General features: G+C 65.6%; 17 protein-coding genes and 1 riboswitch. Of the genes, 8 read left to right on the top strand and 9 right to left on the bottom strand.

What is annotated here, in order from left to right; genetic code table 11:
* Window positions 1-6: 6 nt before the first annotated feature.
* The 6 genes from IAG39_RS24920 to IAG39_RS24895 form a co-directional block, all read right to left on the bottom strand.
* Window positions 7-942 (bottom strand): ABC transporter permease, encoded by a 936-nt coding sequence (locus IAG39_RS24920; RefSeq protein ID WP_013391996.1) that lies wholly within the window; start codon window positions 940-942, stop codon window positions 7-9.
* A gap of 52 nt (window positions 943-994) precedes the next feature.
* Window positions 995-2,566 (bottom strand): ABC transporter substrate-binding protein, encoded by a 1,572-nt coding sequence (locus IAG39_RS24915; protein WP_118931775.1) that lies wholly within the window; start codon window positions 2,564-2,566, stop codon window positions 995-997.
* Window positions 2,567-2,618: 52 nt separating this feature from the next.
* Window positions 2,619-4,064 carry a M81 family metallopeptidase gene (locus tag IAG39_RS24910; RefSeq protein ID WP_118931776.1) on the bottom strand — a complete coding sequence of 482 codons (1,446 nt, stop codon included), beginning with the start codon at window positions 4,062-4,064 and terminating at the stop codon, window positions 2,619-2,621.
* Window positions 4,065-4,191: 127 nt separating this feature from the next.
* Window positions 4,192-4,608, bottom strand: coding sequence for a RidA family protein (locus IAG39_RS24905; RefSeq protein ID WP_059375227.1), 417 nt, complete (start codon window positions 4,606-4,608; stop codon window positions 4,192-4,194).
* A 28-nt stretch (window positions 4,609-4,636) separates the two neighbouring features.
* Entirely contained in the window at window positions 4,637-5,773 is a 1,137-nt protein-coding gene (locus IAG39_RS24900) for an NAD(P)/FAD-dependent oxidoreductase (RefSeq protein WP_118931777.1), read from the bottom strand.
* 113 nt (window positions 5,774-5,886) lie between these two features.
* Entirely contained in the window at window positions 5,887-6,258 is a 372-nt protein-coding gene (locus IAG39_RS24895) for a tRNA-binding protein (protein WP_059375221.1), read from the bottom strand.
* Window positions 6,259-6,439: 181 nt separating this feature from the next.
* Here IAG39_RS24895 and IAG39_RS24890 point away from each other — a divergent pair, with 181 nt between their 5' ends.
* On the top strand, window positions 6,440-7,039 hold the full coding sequence (locus IAG39_RS24890; RefSeq protein WP_059375218.1) for a nitroreductase family protein: 600 nt from the start codon (window positions 6,440-6,442) through the stop codon (window positions 7,037-7,039).
* 98 nt (window positions 7,040-7,137) lie between these two features.
* Here IAG39_RS24890 and IAG39_RS24885 read toward each other — a convergent pair whose 3' ends face one another.
* Window positions 7,138-7,905 carry a substrate-binding domain-containing protein gene (locus IAG39_RS24885; protein WP_059375215.1) on the bottom strand — a complete coding sequence of 256 codons (768 nt, stop codon included), beginning with the start codon at window positions 7,903-7,905 and terminating at the stop codon, window positions 7,138-7,140.
* Between the two features lie 146 nt (window positions 7,906-8,051).
* Here IAG39_RS24885 and IAG39_RS24880 point away from each other — a divergent pair, with 146 nt between their 5' ends.
* The 6 genes from IAG39_RS24880 (at window position 8,052) to IAG39_RS24855 (ending at window position 14,820) form a co-directional block, all read left to right on the top strand.
* Window positions 8,052-9,017 carry a lysozyme inhibitor LprI family protein gene (locus IAG39_RS24880; protein ID WP_316253114.1) on the top strand — a complete coding sequence of 322 codons (966 nt, stop codon included), beginning with the start codon at window positions 8,052-8,054 and terminating at the stop codon, window positions 9,015-9,017.
* Between the two features lie 428 nt (window positions 9,018-9,445).
* Window positions 9,446-10,168, top strand: coding sequence for an META and DUF4377 domain-containing protein (locus tag IAG39_RS24875; protein ID WP_054450298.1), 723 nt, complete (start codon window positions 9,446-9,448; stop codon window positions 10,166-10,168).
* A gap of 132 nt (window positions 10,169-10,300) precedes the next feature.
* The gene (locus IAG39_RS24870) at window positions 10,301-10,807 is read left to right on the top strand and encodes a sigma-70 family RNA polymerase sigma factor (protein ID WP_118931779.1); all 507 of its coding nucleotides are present in this window, start codon (window positions 10,301-10,303) and stop codon (window positions 10,805-10,807) included.
* Window positions 10,804-11,787, top strand: a complete 984-nt coding sequence (locus IAG39_RS24865; RefSeq protein ID WP_118931780.1) for a FecR domain-containing protein — start codon at window positions 10,804-10,806, stop codon at window positions 11,785-11,787. Before IAG39_RS24870 ends, IAG39_RS24865 begins: the two co-directional genes overlap by 4 nt.
* 66 nt (window positions 11,788-11,853) lie before the next feature.
* Window positions 11,854-14,292, top strand: a complete 2,439-nt coding sequence (locus IAG39_RS24860) for a TonB-dependent siderophore receptor (RefSeq protein ID WP_118931781.1) — start codon at window positions 11,854-11,856, stop codon at window positions 14,290-14,292.
* A gap of 84 nt (window positions 14,293-14,376) precedes the next feature.
* A complete protein-coding gene (locus tag IAG39_RS24855; RefSeq protein ID WP_059375201.1) occupies window positions 14,377-14,820 on the top strand; it encodes a CopD family copper resistance protein in 444 nt (147 codons plus the stop codon).
* A gap of 22 nt (window positions 14,821-14,842) precedes the next feature.
* On the opposite strand, the gene IAG39_RS24850 is transcribed toward IAG39_RS24855, so the two are convergent.
* Entirely contained in the window at window positions 14,843-15,292 is a 450-nt protein-coding gene (locus IAG39_RS24850) for a DUF6389 family protein (RefSeq protein WP_118931782.1), read from the bottom strand.
* 122 nt (window positions 15,293-15,414) lie between these two features.
* Window positions 15,415-15,604: riboswitch (yybP-ykoY riboswitch) on the top strand.
* A 7-nt stretch (window positions 15,605-15,611) separates the two neighbouring features.
* On the opposite strand from IAG39_RS24850, the gene mntP reads away from it, so the two are divergent.
* Window positions 15,612-16,184: a manganese efflux pump MntP gene (gene mntP / locus IAG39_RS24845; protein WP_059375198.1), complete on the top strand. Its 573-nt coding sequence runs from the start codon at window positions 15,612-15,614 to the stop codon at window positions 16,182-16,184.
* A 41-nt stretch (window positions 16,185-16,225) separates the two neighbouring features.
* Here mntP and IAG39_RS24840 read toward each other — a convergent pair whose 3' ends face one another.
* The gene (locus IAG39_RS24840; RefSeq protein ID WP_118931783.1) at window positions 16,226-17,176 is read right to left on the bottom strand and encodes a LysR substrate-binding domain-containing protein; all 951 of its coding nucleotides are present in this window, start codon (window positions 17,174-17,176) and stop codon (window positions 16,226-16,228) included.
* Window positions 17,177-17,186 lie beyond the last annotated feature (10 nt).

Here is a 17,186-nt window from a genome sequence, read left to right as displayed (position 1 = left end):
CCCGGTTCAATAGCGGATGCGCGGATCGAAGAGCCGGTAGCTCAGGTCGACCAGCAGGTTGATCAGGACATAGATGCCCGAGGCCACCAGCAGCACGCCCTGGATCACGGGATAGTCGTGGCGCAGCACGGCGTCGATGGTCAGGCGGCCCAGGCCGGGAATCGCGAATACGGTTTCCGTGACCACCACGCCGCCGATCAGCAGGGCCACGCCCACGCCGATGGTGGTGACGATGGGATTGGCGGCGTTCTTCAGCGCATGCCAGACGATGGGGCCAGCCGCCAGGCCCTTGGCGCGGGCGGTGCGGATGTAGTCCTCGGACAGGGCCTCCAGCATGGTGGCGCGCGTCATGCGCGTGAGCAGCGCCATGTAGACCAGGCCCAGCGACAGGCAAGGCAGCACCAGATGGCGCAGGTAGGGCACCACGCCGTCGGCCAGGGGCTTGTAGCCCTGCACCGGCAGCCAGCCCAGCTTGATCGAAAAGCCGTAGACCAGGCTGTAGCCGATCAGGAACACCGGCACCGAGAATGCGCAGACCGCGCCTATCATGACCAGCCGGTCCAGCCAGCGTCCGGCGTGCCAGGCCGCCAGCACGCCCAGCGGAATCGCCACGATCACCGCGAACAGCATGGTGAAGATGGCGATGGACAGCGTCGGTCCCATGCGCTGGCCGATCAGCTGCGAGACCGGCATCTGCGTCGACATCGAAGTGCCCAGATCACCGGTGGCGATGTGGCTGACCCAGATGCCGAACTGCTGCAGCAACGGTTTGTCCAGGCCCAGGTTCTGGCGGATCTTCTCCACGTCGTCGGCGGTGGCGTTGTCGCCCGCGATCACGGCCGCGGGATCGCCCGGCGACAAGTGGATCAGCAGGAACACCACGACCGCGACCACGGCCATGACAGGAATGACGGCCGCGATGCGGCGCAGTATGTATTTCACGCTGGTTTTCCCCCGGCTTGTGGCCGGGCGCACGCGGCGCCCGGCGCCCGCCTTACGGCTTTTCGATGTTCCACATCACCGGGATGCCGGTCTTCAGCAGCTCGGTGTGCTGCAGGCCGCGGAATGCGGACACGGGCTTGAATTCCCCCCACATGACATAGGGCACGCTCTGGTAGGCGCGCGCCTGCATCTGCGCGGCGATGTCCTTGCGCTTGGCCGGGTCCGTTTCGCGGATCCAGCTGGTGCGCAGCGCGTCGAGCTCCTTGTCGCAGGGCCAGCCCGGCAGGCTGTTGCCGCAGGCGGCGGACATCCAGGGGTTGGTCACCGGCGTGCTGGCGTCGTAATAGCCGCCCCAGGTCAGGAAGACGTTCCAGCCGCCTTGCGCCGGCGGATCCTTCTTCAGGCGGCGGCCGGCCAGCGAAGCCCAGTCCATGGATTGCAGGTCGACGTTGATGCCGGCCTTCTTCATGTTCTGCGTCAGCACCATGACGGCGGGCGCGCTCAGGTGGTCCGTGGGGTACAGCACCACCACCTTCTCGCCCTTGTAGCCGGCTTCCTGCAGCAGTTGCTTGGCGCGCGCCGGATCGGTCTTGGCGTAGGGCGCCGCGCCCGCGTCGCTGGCCAGCGGCGAGCCGCAGACGAAGAGGCTGGGGCAATAGTCGACGCGGTATTTCTCCGGGTAGCCCATGGCCGACAGCATTTCCTTCTGGTTCACCAGGTGGTAGAGCGCCTGGCGGGCAAGCTGGTTGTCGAAGGGCGGATGCAGCGAATTGAGGATGACCATGCCCTGCGTCGCGACGGACGTGTTCAGGGTGATGTCCTTGTTGGTTTCCAGGACGGGCAGGAAGTCGGGTGTGGTCTGTTCGATCATGTCGACCTCGCCGTTCATCAGGGCGGCGGTGGCCGTGTTGCCGTCGGGGATGTAGACCCACTCGACGCGGTCCACCTTGACGTTCTTGCCGCCGGCCAGGCCGTCGGCGGGCTCCGCGCGCGGCACATAGGCCGGGTTCTTCACGTACACGACCTTGTTGCCCGGCACCCATTCATCGCGCTTGAAGAGGAAGGGGCCCGAACCGACCATTTCCGTGACCTGGGTGTTCGGGTCCGTCATGGCCAGGCGCTTGGGCATGATGAAGGGCGGCATGCCGGAAGGCTTGGACAAGGCGTCCAGCACCAGGCCGAAAGGCTCCTTGAGCGTCAGCGTGAAGCTGTTGTCGCCGGTCGCCGCGAGTTCGGCGCCCGCGGCCATCATGGCCTGGCCCAGCGTGTCCTTCTTGGCCCAGCGCTGGATCGACGCCACGCAGTCCTCGGCCTTGACGGGCGTGCCGTCGTTGAACTTCAGGCCCGGGCGCAAGGTGAAGCTCCAGCTCTTGCCGTCTTCGGACACGGTCCAGCTGTCCACCATCTGCGGCTTGACCTGCCCCTTGCTGTCCTGCGAGAACAGGGTGTCGAACACCATGTAGCCGTGGTTGCGCGTGATGTAGGCCGTGTTGAACAGCGGGTCCAGCGTCTTGAGGTCCGCGTGCGGCACCAGGCGCAGGGTCTTGGTCTGCGCCAGCGCGCCGGTGGCGGCCCCCATGGCCAGCAGGGCGGCTGCGCCCAGCAAACTGAAACGTCTGATCATTGTTATCCCCTTCGTTATTCCCATGCCCTGCTCGGGCGGCGATCGTTGAGCCTCAGGCCTTGAACGGCCACTTCGGCAATTTGCGCTTGGTGTAAGGCAGCGCGTTGTAGTCGGTGGTGATGGCGCCCGGCGTTTCCACGTAGATGACGTGGCGGCCGACCTGCGAATACGAGGCGTAGAAGTGCTGCGACGATTTCACGATGATGAGCTTCATGGCCTGCAGGTCCACGCCGAACTGCGTGAACAGGTCGGTGCCCATGGCCTGGGTGCGGTTGGTGGTCAGGGCGACGGTCACGCCCTGGCTGCGCACGATGGCCACGTCACCCAGCAGCGCGGGCGTGCCGGCCAACCCGGTCATGATGGCGTCCCGCTTGAGCGCCACGATTTCGCAATCCAGGTCCAGCGGCTGGCCCGACACCGGCGCGACCTTGCCGCCGATGCGCAGCTGGATGCGCGCGCCTTCGCCCGCCTCGAAACAGAGCTGCACGGCCACCGGGTCCCAGAACGGGCCGGTCGCGACGTCGGTGATGCCGCGCGCCAGCACGCGTTCCAGGATGAAGGTGGCGTCGCTGGGCGCGCCGCCGCCCGCGTTGTCGGCGGAGTCGGCCAGCACCACCGGAAAGTCGTTCAACGCCAGGGCCTGGTCCAGCGCTTCGTCGGCGCCGGGGTAGGGCGGCGCCAGCTGCTCGCGGAAACCGATGATCTCTTCGCCCAGCGCGCGCGCCAGGGCGTTGGCCTGGGCCTGGTCGCCGTCGGTATAGACCAGCACCTTGGAACCCATGTCGGGCGTGTCGCCCCACGGGAAGCCATGCGCGATGGATACCGACAGCACGCCTTCCTTGCCTTCCATGGCGAGCAGGCGGTCCACGAAGCTGCGCATGGGTTCGCGGCTGGTGTGCATGATGGAGATCATCTCGCAGTCGTACACGGCGCGCGTGGGTTTGATGCGGCCTTCGGCGCGCGCCACGCACAGGTCCACCAGGTCGTAGGCGCGCTCCAGGATGTCGGTGTGCGGATATTCCTTGAAGCAGACCAGGAAGTCGGCGCTTTCCACCATGTCTGCCGTCATGTGGCAATGCGGGTCCAGTTCGGCGCCGATCACGGTGTCGGGACCCACGATCTCGCGGGCGCGGCGCAGCAGGTCGCCTTCGCAGTCGTCGTAGCCGTCGGCCACCATGGCGCCGTGCAGGCCGAACAGGGCGATGTCGACGCGGCCGGCGCGCTTCAGATCGCCCAGCAGTTCGTCGCGCAGGGTTTCGTAGGCGTGGCGGGTGGTGATGCCGGCCGGCGTGGCGCCGGCGGTCAGGCCTTCGACCAGGGTCCAGTCCTTGCCCTGGGCGCGCTGGCGCGCGGCCCACAGCGGCCCCGAAAACATCTGCATGCGGTCCGGATGCTGGCCCGCGGGGTAGTAGCCGCGCGCCCGATAGGCCGACAGACCGGTCGGGATGGGAGAGAAGGTATTCGTCTCGGTCGCCAGGGACCCGGAAAAGATTTTCATGCTGCCGCTCCGCGTAAGGATGTGCACATGGGGGCGCCGGCGTTGCCGCGAGCGCAAGAAAAAGACCGCACCGCCTGGCGCCAGGGCCAGGAGGTGGCTAGCAATGGGACCGGCCCGCGGCGCGGGCTCAGGCTTCGGACACGGGGCCCGGCGTGTAGCCGCCGTGCACGGCCGCCGCGCCCAGCCAGGCCTGCACCTCGATTTCCACGTCCACGCCCATGGCCAGCTTGGCCTCGACTGTTGAACGCGAGGGGAAGTCGGAAGAGAAATGGCTGCGGTAGGCGTCGTTGAACTGCGCGAAGAGTTCCAGGTCCGACAGCCACACCGTCACGCGCACCACGTCCTTGAGGGTGGCGCCCGCCAGGGCCAGCGTTTCCTTGATGCGCTCGATGGCGGCATGGGTCTGGGCGGCGATGTCGCCGCGCACGACCTGGCCGTTGGCGTCCATCGGGATCTGGCCCGACAGGAACAGGAAGCCGCCGGCCTGGGTGGCGCGGGAGAACGGCAGGGGCAGGGGGCTGGGGTAGCGGGCAATGGTGGTCATGGTGGACTCTCGCAGGCAAGGGGAGGGTTCAGCGCAATCGCGCGGGACGCACGGCTTCGGCGTCCACGCCGTGCGCTTGCAGATGGGCGGGCAGAGGCTGGTGCGTGAGCAGTGCGGCAGCCAGCTCAGAAGTCGCCGCGGCCGTCTGGATACCATAGCCGCCTTGGGCCGCCAGCCAGAAGAAGGCGGGCGCGTCGGCGTCCCAGCCGACCACGAAATCGCCATCGCGCACGAAGGAGCGCAGGCCGGCCCAGGTGTGCTTGGGGCGGCGGATGGTGAGCGAGGTCGCGGTTTCGATGCGGTAGATGCCGGTGGCCACGTCCAGTTCTTCCGGCACCACGTCATGCGCGGCGACCGGGTCGGCGTTGGCCGGCGATCCCAGCAGTTGGCCGGCATCGGGCTTGAAGTAATAGCTTTCGTCGACCCCGACCACCGCGGGCCAATGGGCAAAGTCCACGTCCTGCGGGCCGGAGAACGTGAAGGCGGTGCGCCGGCACGGCTGCAGGCCGACGGGCGAGGCTCCGCACAGGGTCGCGGTATGGTCAGCCCAGGCGCCGGCGGCGTTGACCAGCGCCCGCGCACGCAGGCTGCGGCCATCGGCCAGCGTCAGCGTCCAGACGCCGTCCGCATGCGCGGCCGACACGACTTCGGCGTTGTTGTGCAGCACCGCGCCCTGGCGCGCCATGCCGCGCAGAAAGCCCTGGTGCAGCGCGTGCACGTCGATGTCGCGGGCGTCCGGTTCTTCGATGGCGCCGCAGATCTGGTCGGCGCGCAGACAGGGCACGCGCTCGACGGCCGCTTCGGCGTCGATCAGCGTCACATTGGGCGATTGGCTGCGGAAGTCGTCATAGACCTGGCGCAGCAGGTCCTGCTGTTCGGGCGTGGCGATGTACAGCACGCCGCGCGGGCTGAGCAGCGGATGCTCGCTGAAGCCCTGCGGCGGATTTTCGTAGAAGGCGCGGCTGGCGCGCGTGAGCGCCTTGATCTGGTCCGTGCCGTAGGTTTCCATGAACATGGCCGCGGATCGGCCGGTGGAGTGGTAGCCCGGCTGGGCCTCGCGTTCCAACACGGCCACCGAGGCCGTGGCGCTCAGGCGGTAGGCCACGGAAGCGCCAGCGATGCCGGCGCCGATCACGGCGTAATCGAATAGGGGTTCTGCTGTCATTTTGTCGGAAGCGAGAATTCTCTTATTTGATAATTCTCGAATACGATAGTTTTTTGACGGCAGACAAGTAATAGGGGAAAGCCCCGATGGAGGAAACTCCGAGGCTCGGAAAGTCAGGTCAGGCGCGTGCCATTGGGAACTTGATCGTCCGGCACTGCCAGCACGATGCCGCCGGCTTCGTCGGCGAAACCCAGCACCAGCACTTCGGATTTCATCGGCCCGATCTGGCGCGGCGGAAAGTTCACCACCGCCATGACGCGCTTGCCCGCCAGCTGTTCCAGCGTGTAGCGATCGGTGATCTGCGCCGAACTTTTGCGGATGCCCACGCCGGCCCCGAAATCTATCGTCAGCTTGTAGGCGGGCTTGCGCGCCTCGGGAAAGGCCTGTGCCGACTGGATGGTGCCTATGCGGATGTCGACCTTGAGGAAGTCGTCAAAGCCGATGTCGGCGGCGGCGGGGGTATTCGGGTCTTGGGTGTAGTGCACGTTGGGTCCTTGGATTGGGTTGTCCGTCACCTTGCGCAGAGCCGATTTGGTCGATAGACGGAACAGTTTGTTCCGCGCAATGGTGTGTTTTTTGGCTTCCTAAACGTATTCGGGACAATTGCCGGTCGGTAGAATTCGCCATGCATTTTCCTCTATCTACTCGTCGGAAGGCCACAACGTCATGAGCAACGCTTATCTGGACGCCCTCAAGCAGCGTCGCACGCAGTACTCGCTGGGCCGCAACCTGTCGATCTCCAAGGAGGAACTGACCTCCCTGATCCAGGAAGCGATCAAGCACAGCCCCTCGTCGTTCAATTCGCAAAGTTCGCGCGCCGTGATCCTGTTCGGCGCCGAGAGCGACAAGCTCTGGAACATCGCGATCGAAGAAGTGCGCAAGGTCGCGCCGGCCGAGAGCTTTGCCCAGACCGAAGCCAAGCTCAAGAGCTTCGCCGCCGGCGTGGGCACCGTGCTGTTCTATGAAGACCAGGGCGTGGTGCAGGGCTTGCAGGAAAAATTCGCCCTGTACGCGGACAACTTCCCGGTCTGGTCCGAGCAGGCGGGCGGCATGGCCCAGCTGTCGGTCTGGAGCACCCTGGCCAGCGCCGGCGTGGGCGCCAGCCTGCAGCACTACAACCCGCTGATCGACGCCGCCGTTGCGCGCGAATGGAACATCCCGGCGTACTGGAAGCTGCGCGCGCAGATGCCGTTCGGCTCCAACGAAAACGGCTTCGGTGAAAAGGCGTTCATGGACGACGCCGAGCGCTTCCGCGTGGCGGGCTGAGTTTTCGGGACGCCTTGGGCGTCCCGGTCCGAGCGCATCGGAAAACCCGCAATTCCCTGGGAATAGCGGGTTTTTTTACGTCCGGCTCCTGGCGGCCTTCAATCCGTCTTCCAGCCCCACTTCTTGAAGATCGCCCGACCTTCGGGCGCGGTCAGGAAGTCGACAAAGGCCTGCGCCTGCGCGTTGCCTTTCCCTTTCTTGGTGACGACGGCGCCCGCGTCGCGATAGATGCGGTACGGCTCTTCCACCTCGACCACGCTGGCCAGTTCGGGGTTCGACACCTGCCAGATGTTCCAGATCAGCCAGGCGTCTATGGTCTTGTCCTCGGTCCATTGGGTGCGCGCCTGCGCGCTGTTGCCGGCCTCCGGCAGCACGAGGTTGGCGCGGAAGGCGCGCACGGTTTCGATGTCGCCAAGACGGCCGGCCACGTCCTCCCACAGTCCGGTCTGGCCCGCGCCGGATACCGCCATGACCTTGATGCCGGGCTTGAGCAGATCCTTGAAGCCCGTGATGGCCTTGGGATTGCCCGGGCGCACCAGGATGGCGGAGGGTCGCAGGTACAGCGTGCGGGCTTCGCGCAGCTCGAACACGCCAGGCAGCGCCGAGGCAAAACCGCTCATCATGTTTTCGGCCCCGCTGTAGATCACGTCGGCGTCCTGTTTGGCCTTGTCGGCCCAGGCCGGCGTCGGACCCGCGGTGACGCTGACATCAATGCCGTGCAGCTTGCCGAACGCAGCGGCGGCTTCCTTCATCGCGGGCGCGGGGCCGCCGGGGCCATACACGTTCAGGCTCGGAGCGGCCCAGGCGCTGCCGGCGGCGGAGCAAGCCAGGGCGATGCCGCAGGCAAGGGATCTGATCGACTTCATAGCTGACACTTCCGTTCTACGCCGATTGCGGCCGGTTGCGATAAGCGGCGCGATCGGCTGGTTGATCCATGGAGCGCCGCGGGGTCTTTCCTGCGGCTCGCCACCCGGTAGACGCGCAAGGGAAGGGGAATATTCCGGCGAGGACGTTGCAGAGGGTAGAACTCTGTTTCCAGTCTGTTAAAAAGTCGCGTGCAAAATTGCAGCCTTGCCGCCGCCTCGCGATGGACGACAACACAGTCTTCAGGCATCGAGACAAGGCGAGGGGCATCCTCAACGAGAAACGTCACATGAAATCTGGAATCACCGCAGGCCGTTTGTTGTGCATGGCTGGTTTCTGCGCGCTTGCCGCGCCCGCCTACGCGATCGATTGCGCCAAAGCCGCCAGCGCCGCGGAAAAGCTGATCTGCTCGGACCGCAAGACCGTGGCGGCGGACGCCGAGTTGAACCGGGCTTACGCCGCGATACTGAAACAGGCCCCCGACGGCGATATCCGCGCCATGCTGGCGCACAGCCAGAAGCGCTGGATTGTGGCGCGCGACCGCGCGCTAACGGACCTGATCGAGGATCCGGGCTCGGTCCCCGCAGGCAAGACGGTTGCAGACGTCGCTCGCGATTTGATCCAAAGCCGCACGGCGCAGCTCAAGGAAACGCACAAGGGCGCCGCGCTGCCCGACATCATCGGCAGCGCAGTCCGCCAGCGGCAGTTCCAGGCGCAATTCACCGGCGGCGCGTACGCCGGCTACTCGACTTCATGCGACATCTTTCCGGGCGAACATGCCTACTACGGTTGCTTCGCGACGCGGCATTACCAGAACAATGACCGCATCTGCTCGGTCGACGAGTACTGGGCCTCGGGCGGCGTTTATACCAAGCGTTATGTCGCCACCGTGGTGGGCGGAAAACCACAGTTGGCTGCGTCCTGCTCGTTCAGCAGCTCGGACGAGGCGTGTTCCGATACCCCGGGCCAGACAAAATGGAACATGAAGCCGCAAAAGCCGGACTTTTCCTATCCCGACCAGCCGCTGCCCAAGATCGATGGAGAGATCGTGAGTGATGACGACTATGAGTGGGCCCGGGCCTGCCTGACGGGCGCGGCCTACCCCGCCAATTGACGCCAGTGAGCTGATCGCGCCTGCATGATCAGTTTCGCGTTGCGACGATTTTGCGTATTGCGCGCAGTTCGCGGTGTATTGGCAATACTTGCAGTATTTTGAGGGTTATGTATTTAGTTGTAAGCCAGCGAAGACCTCGCGGCTATCCGTTGGCAGGCAAGAGTAATACACGTTTGTTTAGGGAAAACCCGTAGCTTGCGTTGCTCAGAGGGTGTTTTTCGGGCCGGCTCTGCGGCAAGATTTTGAAACGGACTGGATGGCCGGGCGTCCAAAACGTCCATCCCGCGAACGTAGAATCCCGTTTTTCATCAGTGCCATCCGGCTGACAGGAACGAACCATGAAGAAAACCATCCTCCTTGCGTCCGTATGCGCCGCGCTGCTGCAAGCTTGCGCGCCGACCTCCTCTCCCCGCGAAGGATCGTCCTCCATGCCCACTACCGCCACCACGCCCGCCAGCCCTGAAGTGAGCCTGCCCGCCTACTACTGGCGCCTGGCTTCCGCCACCGACGCGGCGGGCAAGCCGATAGCCGCGCTGCAGGCCGGCGTCGAACACCAGCTGCGCCTGTCGTTCACGCAGGACGCCTTGAACATCCGCGGCGGCTGCAACGCGCAGTTCGGCGGCTACACCTACAAGAACGGCGTGCTGCAAGTGGCGAACCTCGCGTCGACCATGAAGGCCTGCGACCAGAGCCTGATGCGCCTGGACGCCGAGATCGGCCAGCGCATGAAGGGCGACCTGCGCGCCACGCTCAGCGGACACGCTTCCGAACCGGGACTGGAACTGGTCGCGCAGGACGGCAGCGTGCTTAAGTTTGTCGGCGAACCCACGCCTGAAACGCTCTACGGCAGCGCCGGCGAAATCATGTTCCTCGAAGTCGCCGCGAAGAAGACCGAGTGCAGCCACCCGCTGATTCCCAACTACCAGTGCCTGATGGTGCGCGAGCGCCGCTACAACGAAGCCGGCGTGCAGCAGCCCACCCAGGACAAGTGGCATCCGCTGTATCAGTCCATCGAAGGCTTCCAGCACCAGGACGGCGTGCGCACCGTGCTGCGCGTGAAGCGCTACGACTGGAAGAATCCGCCCGCGGATGCGCCCAAGCAGGTGTATGTGCTGGATATGGTGGTAGAGCAGGACGCGTCGAAGAAGTAAGACGCCAGCTTCCCTCTGGATTTCCCGATTGCGCCCGGCCCCTGGATTCAGCGGCCGGGCGCAGTCATTTCACCCGGTGCAGGGCACTATGTTGTAAATTGTAGTCATTCTCATTTATAACCGTGCGTCTTCATGGCCGCCTCCGATCCCTCTCCGCGGCACCCCCTGCACACGCTGTACCAGGAACACCAAGGCTGGCTGCAGGGCTGGCTGCGCAAAAAGTTGGGATGCGCCTTCGACGCCGCCGACCTGGTGCATGACACCTATCTGCGTGTGTTGGCCCGCCGCGAACCGGGCGACATTCGCGAGCCGCGTTCCTATCTGGCGACCATCGCGCACGGTCTCATGGTCAACCATCTGCGGCGCCGGGACCTCGAACGCGCCTATCTGGAAACGCTGGCGCAGCTGCCCCAGGCGCAGTCGCCGTCGCCCGAGGAGCGCGCCCTGGCGCTGGAAGCCCTGTGCGAAATCGACGCCATGCTGGACGGCTTGCCCGTGCCGGTGCGGCGCGCTTTCCTGCTTTGCCAGCTGGAAGGCCTGACGCATGCGGATATTGCCAAGACGCTGGGCGTGTCGGTCGGCTCGGCGCGGCTGTACATCGCGCGCGCCCTGCGCCAGTGCCTGGAGTTCGTGCCATGAGCGCCGGAGAGGCAGGGCGCATCGATCCGCGCGCGCTGGACGGAGCGGTGGACTGGTTTCTGCGCCTGACGTCGGGCAGCGCCAGCCAGGCGGACCGGGAAGCGTGGCAAGCCTGGCGCCAGGCCGATCCCGAACATGAGCGCGCCTGGCGGCGCACCGAAGCGCTTACGCGTCGCTTCGAGGCGTTGCCCAAGGGCATGCTGCCCGTGCTGGGACGGCCGCGCTCGTCCGCCCGCCGCGCCGCGCTGGGCAAGCTGCTGGTGCTGATCGGCGCCGGAGGCGCCATCGGCTACGCGCAGGTCGATGAAGCCTGGCGCGGCTGGGTGGCCCAATACCGCACGGCTGTCGGCGCCCGGCGCGAGGTGCTGCTGGCGGACCATAGCCGCGTGGTGCTCAATGCCGCCACCGCCATGGACGTCTTGTTCGATGCCCAGCAGCGGCTGATCGCGCTGCACGGCGGCGAAATCCTGATCGAAACCGCGCCGGACCCGCAACAGGACGTTCGGCCGTTCATCGTGCGCACCCGCGAAGGCAGCATCACCGCGTTGGGTACGCGCTTCGTGGTCAGGCGCGACGACGGCGTATCGGCGGTACAGGTGCTGGAAGGCGCCGTGCGCGTGGCGCTCCCGGGCGCTTCGGCGGATGCCGCGCGCATCGTGCCCGCCGGCATGGGCCTGCGCTTTGGCGGCGGCCAGATCGATGACGCCCAAGCGCTGACCGGCGATCCCTCCGCCTGGCAGCGCGGCATGCTGCAGGTCGACGGCATGCCCTTGAATGAATTCCTGCGTGAACTCCAGCGCTACCGCGCGGGCTGGATCGATTGCGCGCCCGAAGTGGCGCATCTGCCCATTTCCGGCGCTTTCCCGCTGGCCGAACCCGACCGGGTGCTGGTCACGGTGGCGGACACCCTGCAACTCGGCCTGCGCTACCGCACCCGCTACTGGGTGTCGCTGGTGCCGCGCGGCGAGACTATTTTGTAACGGCGACTAGCACTTTGCGCGTCTTATCTGGCTACGAGGGTAAGACCAACATCTGGAGTGCATGTCATGCCCCGTCAGCTTTCCCCGTTGCGCGCAAGCGTCTCCTTCCCAGTCTTGCTCGCGGCAGGCGCATTCGCGCTACCTCTGGCCGGGTTGATAGCGCCCGCCCAGGCGCAGACCCAGGCGGGGCAGGTGAGCGTGGCCGTCGAGCCTGGGCCGCTCAGCGCGGCGCTTTCGGCCTATGCTGCCCAGGCCGGCGTTCTGCTGTCGTTCGATCCCGCCCTGACGCGCGATCTCCAATCGCCTGGGCTACGCGGCAGTTTCGGCTTCGAGGAAGGGTTGCGCCAGTTGCTGGCCGGTAGCGGCCTGGAACCGGCGCGGCGCGCCGATGGCGGCTACACGCTGCGCAGATTGCCGCAGGGCGAAGTCACCGCCTTGCCCGCAGTGACCGTCACCGGCGCTGGCGACGAAGGCCCCTCCGAAGGGACGGGCTCCTATACCGTGCCGGCAACAAGCGCCGCCACCCGCATGCCGCTGTCGCTGCGTGAAACCCCGCAATCCATCAGCGTCGTCACGCGACAGCAGATGGACGACCAGAATCTGAACACGCTGGACGAGGTGATGCGCCAGACGCCCGGCATCGCCGTCGAGCGGCTGGATGAGCGCGTGCAATTCACCTCGCGCGGTTTTGCGCTGAACACCATGCTCGACGGCGTGCCCACGCTGTCGTTCAAGACGCCGTCGGCCGAGGCGGGCATGATCAACACCGCCATCTACGACCGGGTGGAAGTCGTGCGCGGCGCCGCCGGCCTGCTCAACGGCGTGGGCGAGCCGGGTGGTTCGGTGAATCTGGTGCGCAAGCGTCCCACGTCGGAGTTCGCCGGACACGTCACCGGTGGCGTCGGCCGCTGGAACAGCTACAACGCCGAAGCCGATCTGGGCGGCCCGCTGAACAGCGCCGGCACGCTGCGCGGCCGGGTGGTCGCCGCCCGCACCGCGGGCGACAGCTTCATTGACTACAAGAAGCGGTCCGACGATGTCTTCTACGGCATCCTCGAGGCCGACATCCTGCCCAGCACCACCGTCAGCCTCGGCTACGAGCACCAGAAGACCGCCATCGACGGCGCGAACTTCGGCCAGGCGCCGCTGTTCTACAGCGACGGCACGCGCACGAACTTTCCCCGGTCCTTCAATCCCGTGACGCCATGGAGCCAATGGGACATGTATACGGACCGGATATTCGCGACCTTGGACCATCGCTTCGGCAGCGGCTGGCACGTCAAGATGGACGCCAGCCGCTTGAAAAACGAAAGAAAGGCCGCCTGGGGCTACGTCCTCGCGTATCAGCCCGTCGATCCGTCCGGCGCTTCCACTATCGAATTGCGCGACAACCCGGCAAGCTCCACCAACAAGTCCTTCGATATCTACGCCGAAGGGCCGTTCCAGGCATTCGGCAGGGAGCACCGGGCCGTCCTGGGACTGAGCTACAACCGCTACACCAGCGAACTCAACCTGAACTCGGCGAACCCCGCTGGCTGGGACCGCCGGCGCGTGAATCTCTACGATCTGCGCGACGTGCCGCGGCCCGCCATGCCCTACACCTTCTACGACACCTTCCTGGACGCGAAGGAGACCGCCATCTACGGTTCCGCGCGCCTGAAGATGGCCGAGCCGGTGTCGCTGATCCTGGGCGCCCGGACCACCTGGTACGAAGAAAACTCTTCGGCCTATAACGGCCCCGCCAACACCTGGACCCACAACCCCACCGCAAAGGAAAATGGCGTCTTCACGCCCTATGCCGGCGTGGTCGTGGACCTGAGCAAGGATTATTCGGCTTACGCCAGCTACACCCGGATATTCATACCCACCACCTCGCGTGACGCCAGCAACGTGGTGTTGCCGCCGCAAACCGGTCAAAACTATGAAATCGGTTTGAAGGGCGAACATCTGGACGGCAAGCTGAACACAAGCTTCGCGATATTCCGCACCCAGGAGGAAAACGTTGCGGTGGAGGATCCGTCCAGCCCGCCGCTGCCGGACGGGAGCACTCCCTACCGCGCCGTCAAAGGCGCGCGCAGCAAGGGGTTCGAGTTGACCGCGTCCGGCGAAGTGGCGCCTGGCCTGCAGCTGATGGGCGGCTATACCTACTTTGCCAAGCGCGACGCCGAGGGCGCATTGCTGCTGCCGAGCACGCCCCAGCGGCTGTTCCGCCTGGCTGCCAGCTACAGGCTGCCGGGCGAGTGGAACAAGCTCACGATCGGCGGCAACGTCAGCTACCAGAGCAGCATCTACTACGACGAAGCCGGCGGACTAGGACGCGCCAGCCAGGGCGGCGTCACGCTGTTTGGCCTGATGGCGCGCTATGACTTCAACAGGCATGTGTCCGCGTCCGTCAATGTGGAAAACCTGACCGACAAGTATTACTACAGCGGCCTGGGGGGCTACAACGGCTACAACTACGGCACGCCCAGGAACGTCTGGATGAAGGTGAGCTACAAGTTCTGAGCGGGGGGCGTTTGATGTTTGTCATGTTGCAGCGCATGGCGCGGATGAGACAATCCCGACTGATGGCCATTCCCATTCGCAGCCATGAACACCTACCCCTTGCTGCTCATCCTGCATCTGCTTGCCGCCTTCCTGTTCGTCGGCACCGTCACCTTCGAGGTGCTGTTCCTGGAACCGGTGCACAAGCGCCTGCCGCCCGACGTGCGCCGCGCGCTGGGCAGCCAGCTGGCGCCGCGCGTGCGGGCCGTGCTGCCGTGGTCGGTCGTGGTGCTCTACCTGGCCGGCCTGGGCTTGGCCTGGCAATACCGCGGCGCGCTCGCCGATCCATTCGCTTCGTCCTTCGGCGTCCTGCTGTCGCTGAAGATCGCGCTGGCCTTGAGCGTGCTGCTCCATGTCGCGACCGCCTTGACGCTCGCGCGCCGCAAGCGCCTGACCGGCGCATTGAGCAGGCGCATGCACATCAGCGTGTTCTGCCACATGGTGCTGATCGTGGTGCTGGCGAAGGCGATGTTCCACGTGGCCTGGTGAGTGCGCGGCCCATGCCGCGGCGCTACGCCGGTAGTGCGAGCGGTTCCAGCGTTCCGTAGCCTTCCTCCCCGTACACCAGCCCCGGCAGCGGCGAACGGCCATGGCCGCTGGTTTCCCACAGTTCCGCCACCCATTGCATCGCGGTATCGACGATGACGTCCTGTACGTTGAAACCGGCTTCGTCCGACGCGAACAGCGGCACTTCGGGTTCGATGCCGTCTTCCGTGTGGCGCACGTCGAACAGGTAGCGGTGGCCTTCGATGGCCTTGTTGAGCACGAACAGGTCCGGGCCTTCCAGGCTGGCCACCACCGAAAACGTACCTTCGCCGTCCTGATCGGGGAACACCACGAAATGGATTTCGCGCGCCTTGGGCGGCAGGGCGGCGATCAGCGCCGTCAGAGTGGCGCGCGCCGCGGCGTCGTGGGCGCGCAGGATGCGCAGCAGTTCGGCGATGTATTCGGATTGGGTCATGTGCGTGTCCTGATCATTCCCGCCGGGGCGATGGCAGCATCGCCAGACAGGCGTTCGCGTGGAGCTGGGAATCCACAAGGACTAGTGGTGTAACACACGGATCGGCAGGCTCTGCTAGACTGCCCTTACTCTTTGGGGAGTAGCCTCCTTGCAGCCCGGCCAGCCAAGGTCCGGTCCGCAGGGGCTTGCGTCAACATTCTTGGCTTCCTCGGCCATGGCGCAAGCGGCATCCATGCTTGGCGAGACCACGGATTTTTCGCGCGACGCCGGGCGGCGCGGGAGATCCGTGCCGTTTCCGCCCAGCAGGATCACGACTCCAATGAATCCCATCGCCATCATCGTTCTCGCGTTCGCCATGTCCACGGATGCGTTCGCCGCGGCCATCAGCAAAGGCGCCGCGCTATACAAACCCCGATTCCCGGAAGCCCTGCGCACAGGGCTGATCTTCGGCGTGATCGAAGCCATCACGCCGGTGATAGGTTGGGGACTGGGCTCGGTCGCGGCCAAGTACGTGGTTGCCTGGGATCATTGGATCGCGTTCGCGATGCTCTGTATTCTGGGTTTGCTGATGATACGCAACGGCCTCAAGGAAGAGGAGGAGGACGCCGCGCCCGTCACCCGCCATTCCTTCTGGCTGCTGGCGGCAACGGGCCTGGCCACCAGCATCGACGCCATGGCGGTCGGCGTGGGGTTGGCGTTCGTGGACGTGAACATCGTGGTGGCGGCCATTGCCATTGGCCTGGCGACTACCTTGATGGTGACGATAGGCGTGATGCTGGGGCGGGTGTTGGGCAGCGTCGCCGGGAAGCGGGCCGAGATCCTGGGCGGTATCGCGCTGATCGGGATAGGCGCGGCGATACTTTATGAACATTTGAGCGCCGCGGCGGTTTGATGTCGCGCGGCGGCGTCGCTCGCCGGTTCCACGGCGTGTCCTTACCCGCGCGAGTCCCCGATCAAGGCGGACCGCGCGCTGTCGAAGCTGCGGCATTCGGATTTCAACCACTCGGAAAAGATCCGGGTGCGCCGCTCATCAGGCCGGCGTGACAGCAATACGTAGCGCGCCGGCGCGGGCGTGTGCTTGCCGAACACGTCGACCAGCCGCCCGCTGCGGATCTCGTCATAGACCATCGCGCTGCGCCCGATCGCCACGCCCTGGTGATTCAGCGCGGCGCCAATGGCAAGGCTGGCCAGGTTGAACTGCGGCCCGTCCAGATGGCGCACCCAGCCCGGCTGGTGCGCTTGCATCCAGGTGCGCCATTCGATGAACTCCGCGGCGCCAGCCCAAGGCGAGGCGTCGTGCAGGAACTCGACGCCATCGAGCGATTTGCCGGCGCGAAACTTGGGGTGGGCCGCAAGGTATTCGGGCGTTGCGACCACCAGCAGATACTCGTCCAGCAAGGCGTCCGCCTGCAAATCGCTGTAATGCGCCGGGTCGTAGCGGATGGCGATGTCTATGTCTTCCTCCTCCATCAGCTTGCGGTCCAGCGGCTGGAACTCCGCCTTCAGCCGCACCGATATGTCCGGCTGCAAGCGATGGAATTCCGTCAGGCGCGGCATCAGCCATTGCAGCGCGAACGAGGGCAGGCAATTGACCTGCAGCGTTGACGCCGGCAAGCCCAGCCGCTCGATCTCTTGTTGGATGTCGCCCAGCGCGCGGCTGACCGTCGAGTACAGCGACTCGCCCTTGGACGTGAACGTCAGGCCGCGTTGTTGACGAACAAACAGCAGGTAGCCCAGGCGGTCTTCCAACTGCCGGATCTGCTGGCTTACCGCGCTTTGCGTGAGGTTCATGGCTGCCGCAGCCCTGGTAAAGCTGAGATGACGGCCGGCCATGTCAAAACAGCGCAGGGCGCCCAGCAGTGTCGAGTCGAAATGGGCTGGCATAAGTCACGCT

Origin of the sequence: Achromobacter xylosoxidans, assembly GCF_014490035.1 — a bacterium.
Classification (GTDB): Bacteria; Pseudomonadota; Gammaproteobacteria; order Burkholderiales; family Burkholderiaceae_B; genus Achromobacter; species Achromobacter bronchisepticus_A.
The sequence above is the reverse complement of the archived record's forward strand: the minus strand, read 5'-3'. Positions and strand labels throughout refer to the sequence as shown.

What these genes read in the sequence shown, in the direction of transcription:
- IAG39_RS24850 (WP_118931782.1), bottom strand. Translation starts at nt 15,292, where the DNA reads ATGACCCAATCCGAATACATCGCCGAACTGCTGCGCATCCTGCGCGCC.
- IAG39_RS24885 (WP_059375215.1), bottom strand. Translation starts at nt 7,905, where the DNA reads ATGAAGTCGATCAGATCCCTTGCCTGCGGCATCGCCCTGGCTTGCTCC.
- IAG39_RS24900 (WP_118931777.1), bottom strand. Translation starts at nt 5,773, where the DNA reads ATGACAGCAGAACCCCTATTCGATTACGCCGTGATCGGCGCCGGCATC.
- IAG39_RS24910 (WP_118931776.1), bottom strand. Translation starts at nt 4,064, where the DNA reads ATGAAAATCTTTTCCGGGTCCCTGGCGACCGAGACGAATACCTTCTCT.
- IAG39_RS24915 (WP_118931775.1), bottom strand. Translation starts at nt 2,566, where the DNA reads ATGATCAGACGTTTCAGTTTGCTGGGCGCAGCCGCCCTGCTGGCCATG.
- IAG39_RS24860 (WP_118931781.1), top strand. Translation starts at nt 11,854, where the DNA reads ATGCCCCGTCAGCTTTCCCCGTTGCGCGCAAGCGTCTCCTTCCCAGTC.
- IAG39_RS24905 (WP_059375227.1), bottom strand. Translation starts at nt 4,608, where the DNA reads ATGACCACCATTGCCCGCTACCCCAGCCCCCTGCCCCTGCCGTTCTCC.
- IAG39_RS24865 (WP_118931780.1), top strand. Translation starts at nt 10,804, where the DNA reads ATGAGCGCCGGAGAGGCAGGGCGCATCGATCCGCGCGCGCTGGACGGA.
- IAG39_RS24855 (WP_059375201.1), top strand. Translation starts at nt 14,377, where the DNA reads ATGAACACCTACCCCTTGCTGCTCATCCTGCATCTGCTTGCCGCCTTC.
- IAG39_RS24890 (WP_059375218.1), top strand. Translation starts at nt 6,440, where the DNA reads ATGAGCAACGCTTATCTGGACGCCCTCAAGCAGCGTCGCACGCAGTAC.
- IAG39_RS24870 (WP_118931779.1), top strand. Translation starts at nt 10,301, where the DNA reads ATGGCCGCCTCCGATCCCTCTCCGCGGCACCCCCTGCACACGCTGTAC.
- mntP (WP_059375198.1), top strand. Translation starts at nt 15,612, where the DNA reads ATGAATCCCATCGCCATCATCGTTCTCGCGTTCGCCATGTCCACGGAT.
- IAG39_RS24875 (WP_054450298.1), top strand. Translation starts at nt 9,446, where the DNA reads ATGCCCACTACCGCCACCACGCCCGCCAGCCCTGAAGTGAGCCTGCCC.
- IAG39_RS24840 (WP_118931783.1), bottom strand. Translation starts at nt 17,176, where the DNA reads ATGCCAGCCCATTTCGACTCGACACTGCTGGGCGCCCTGCGCTGTTTT.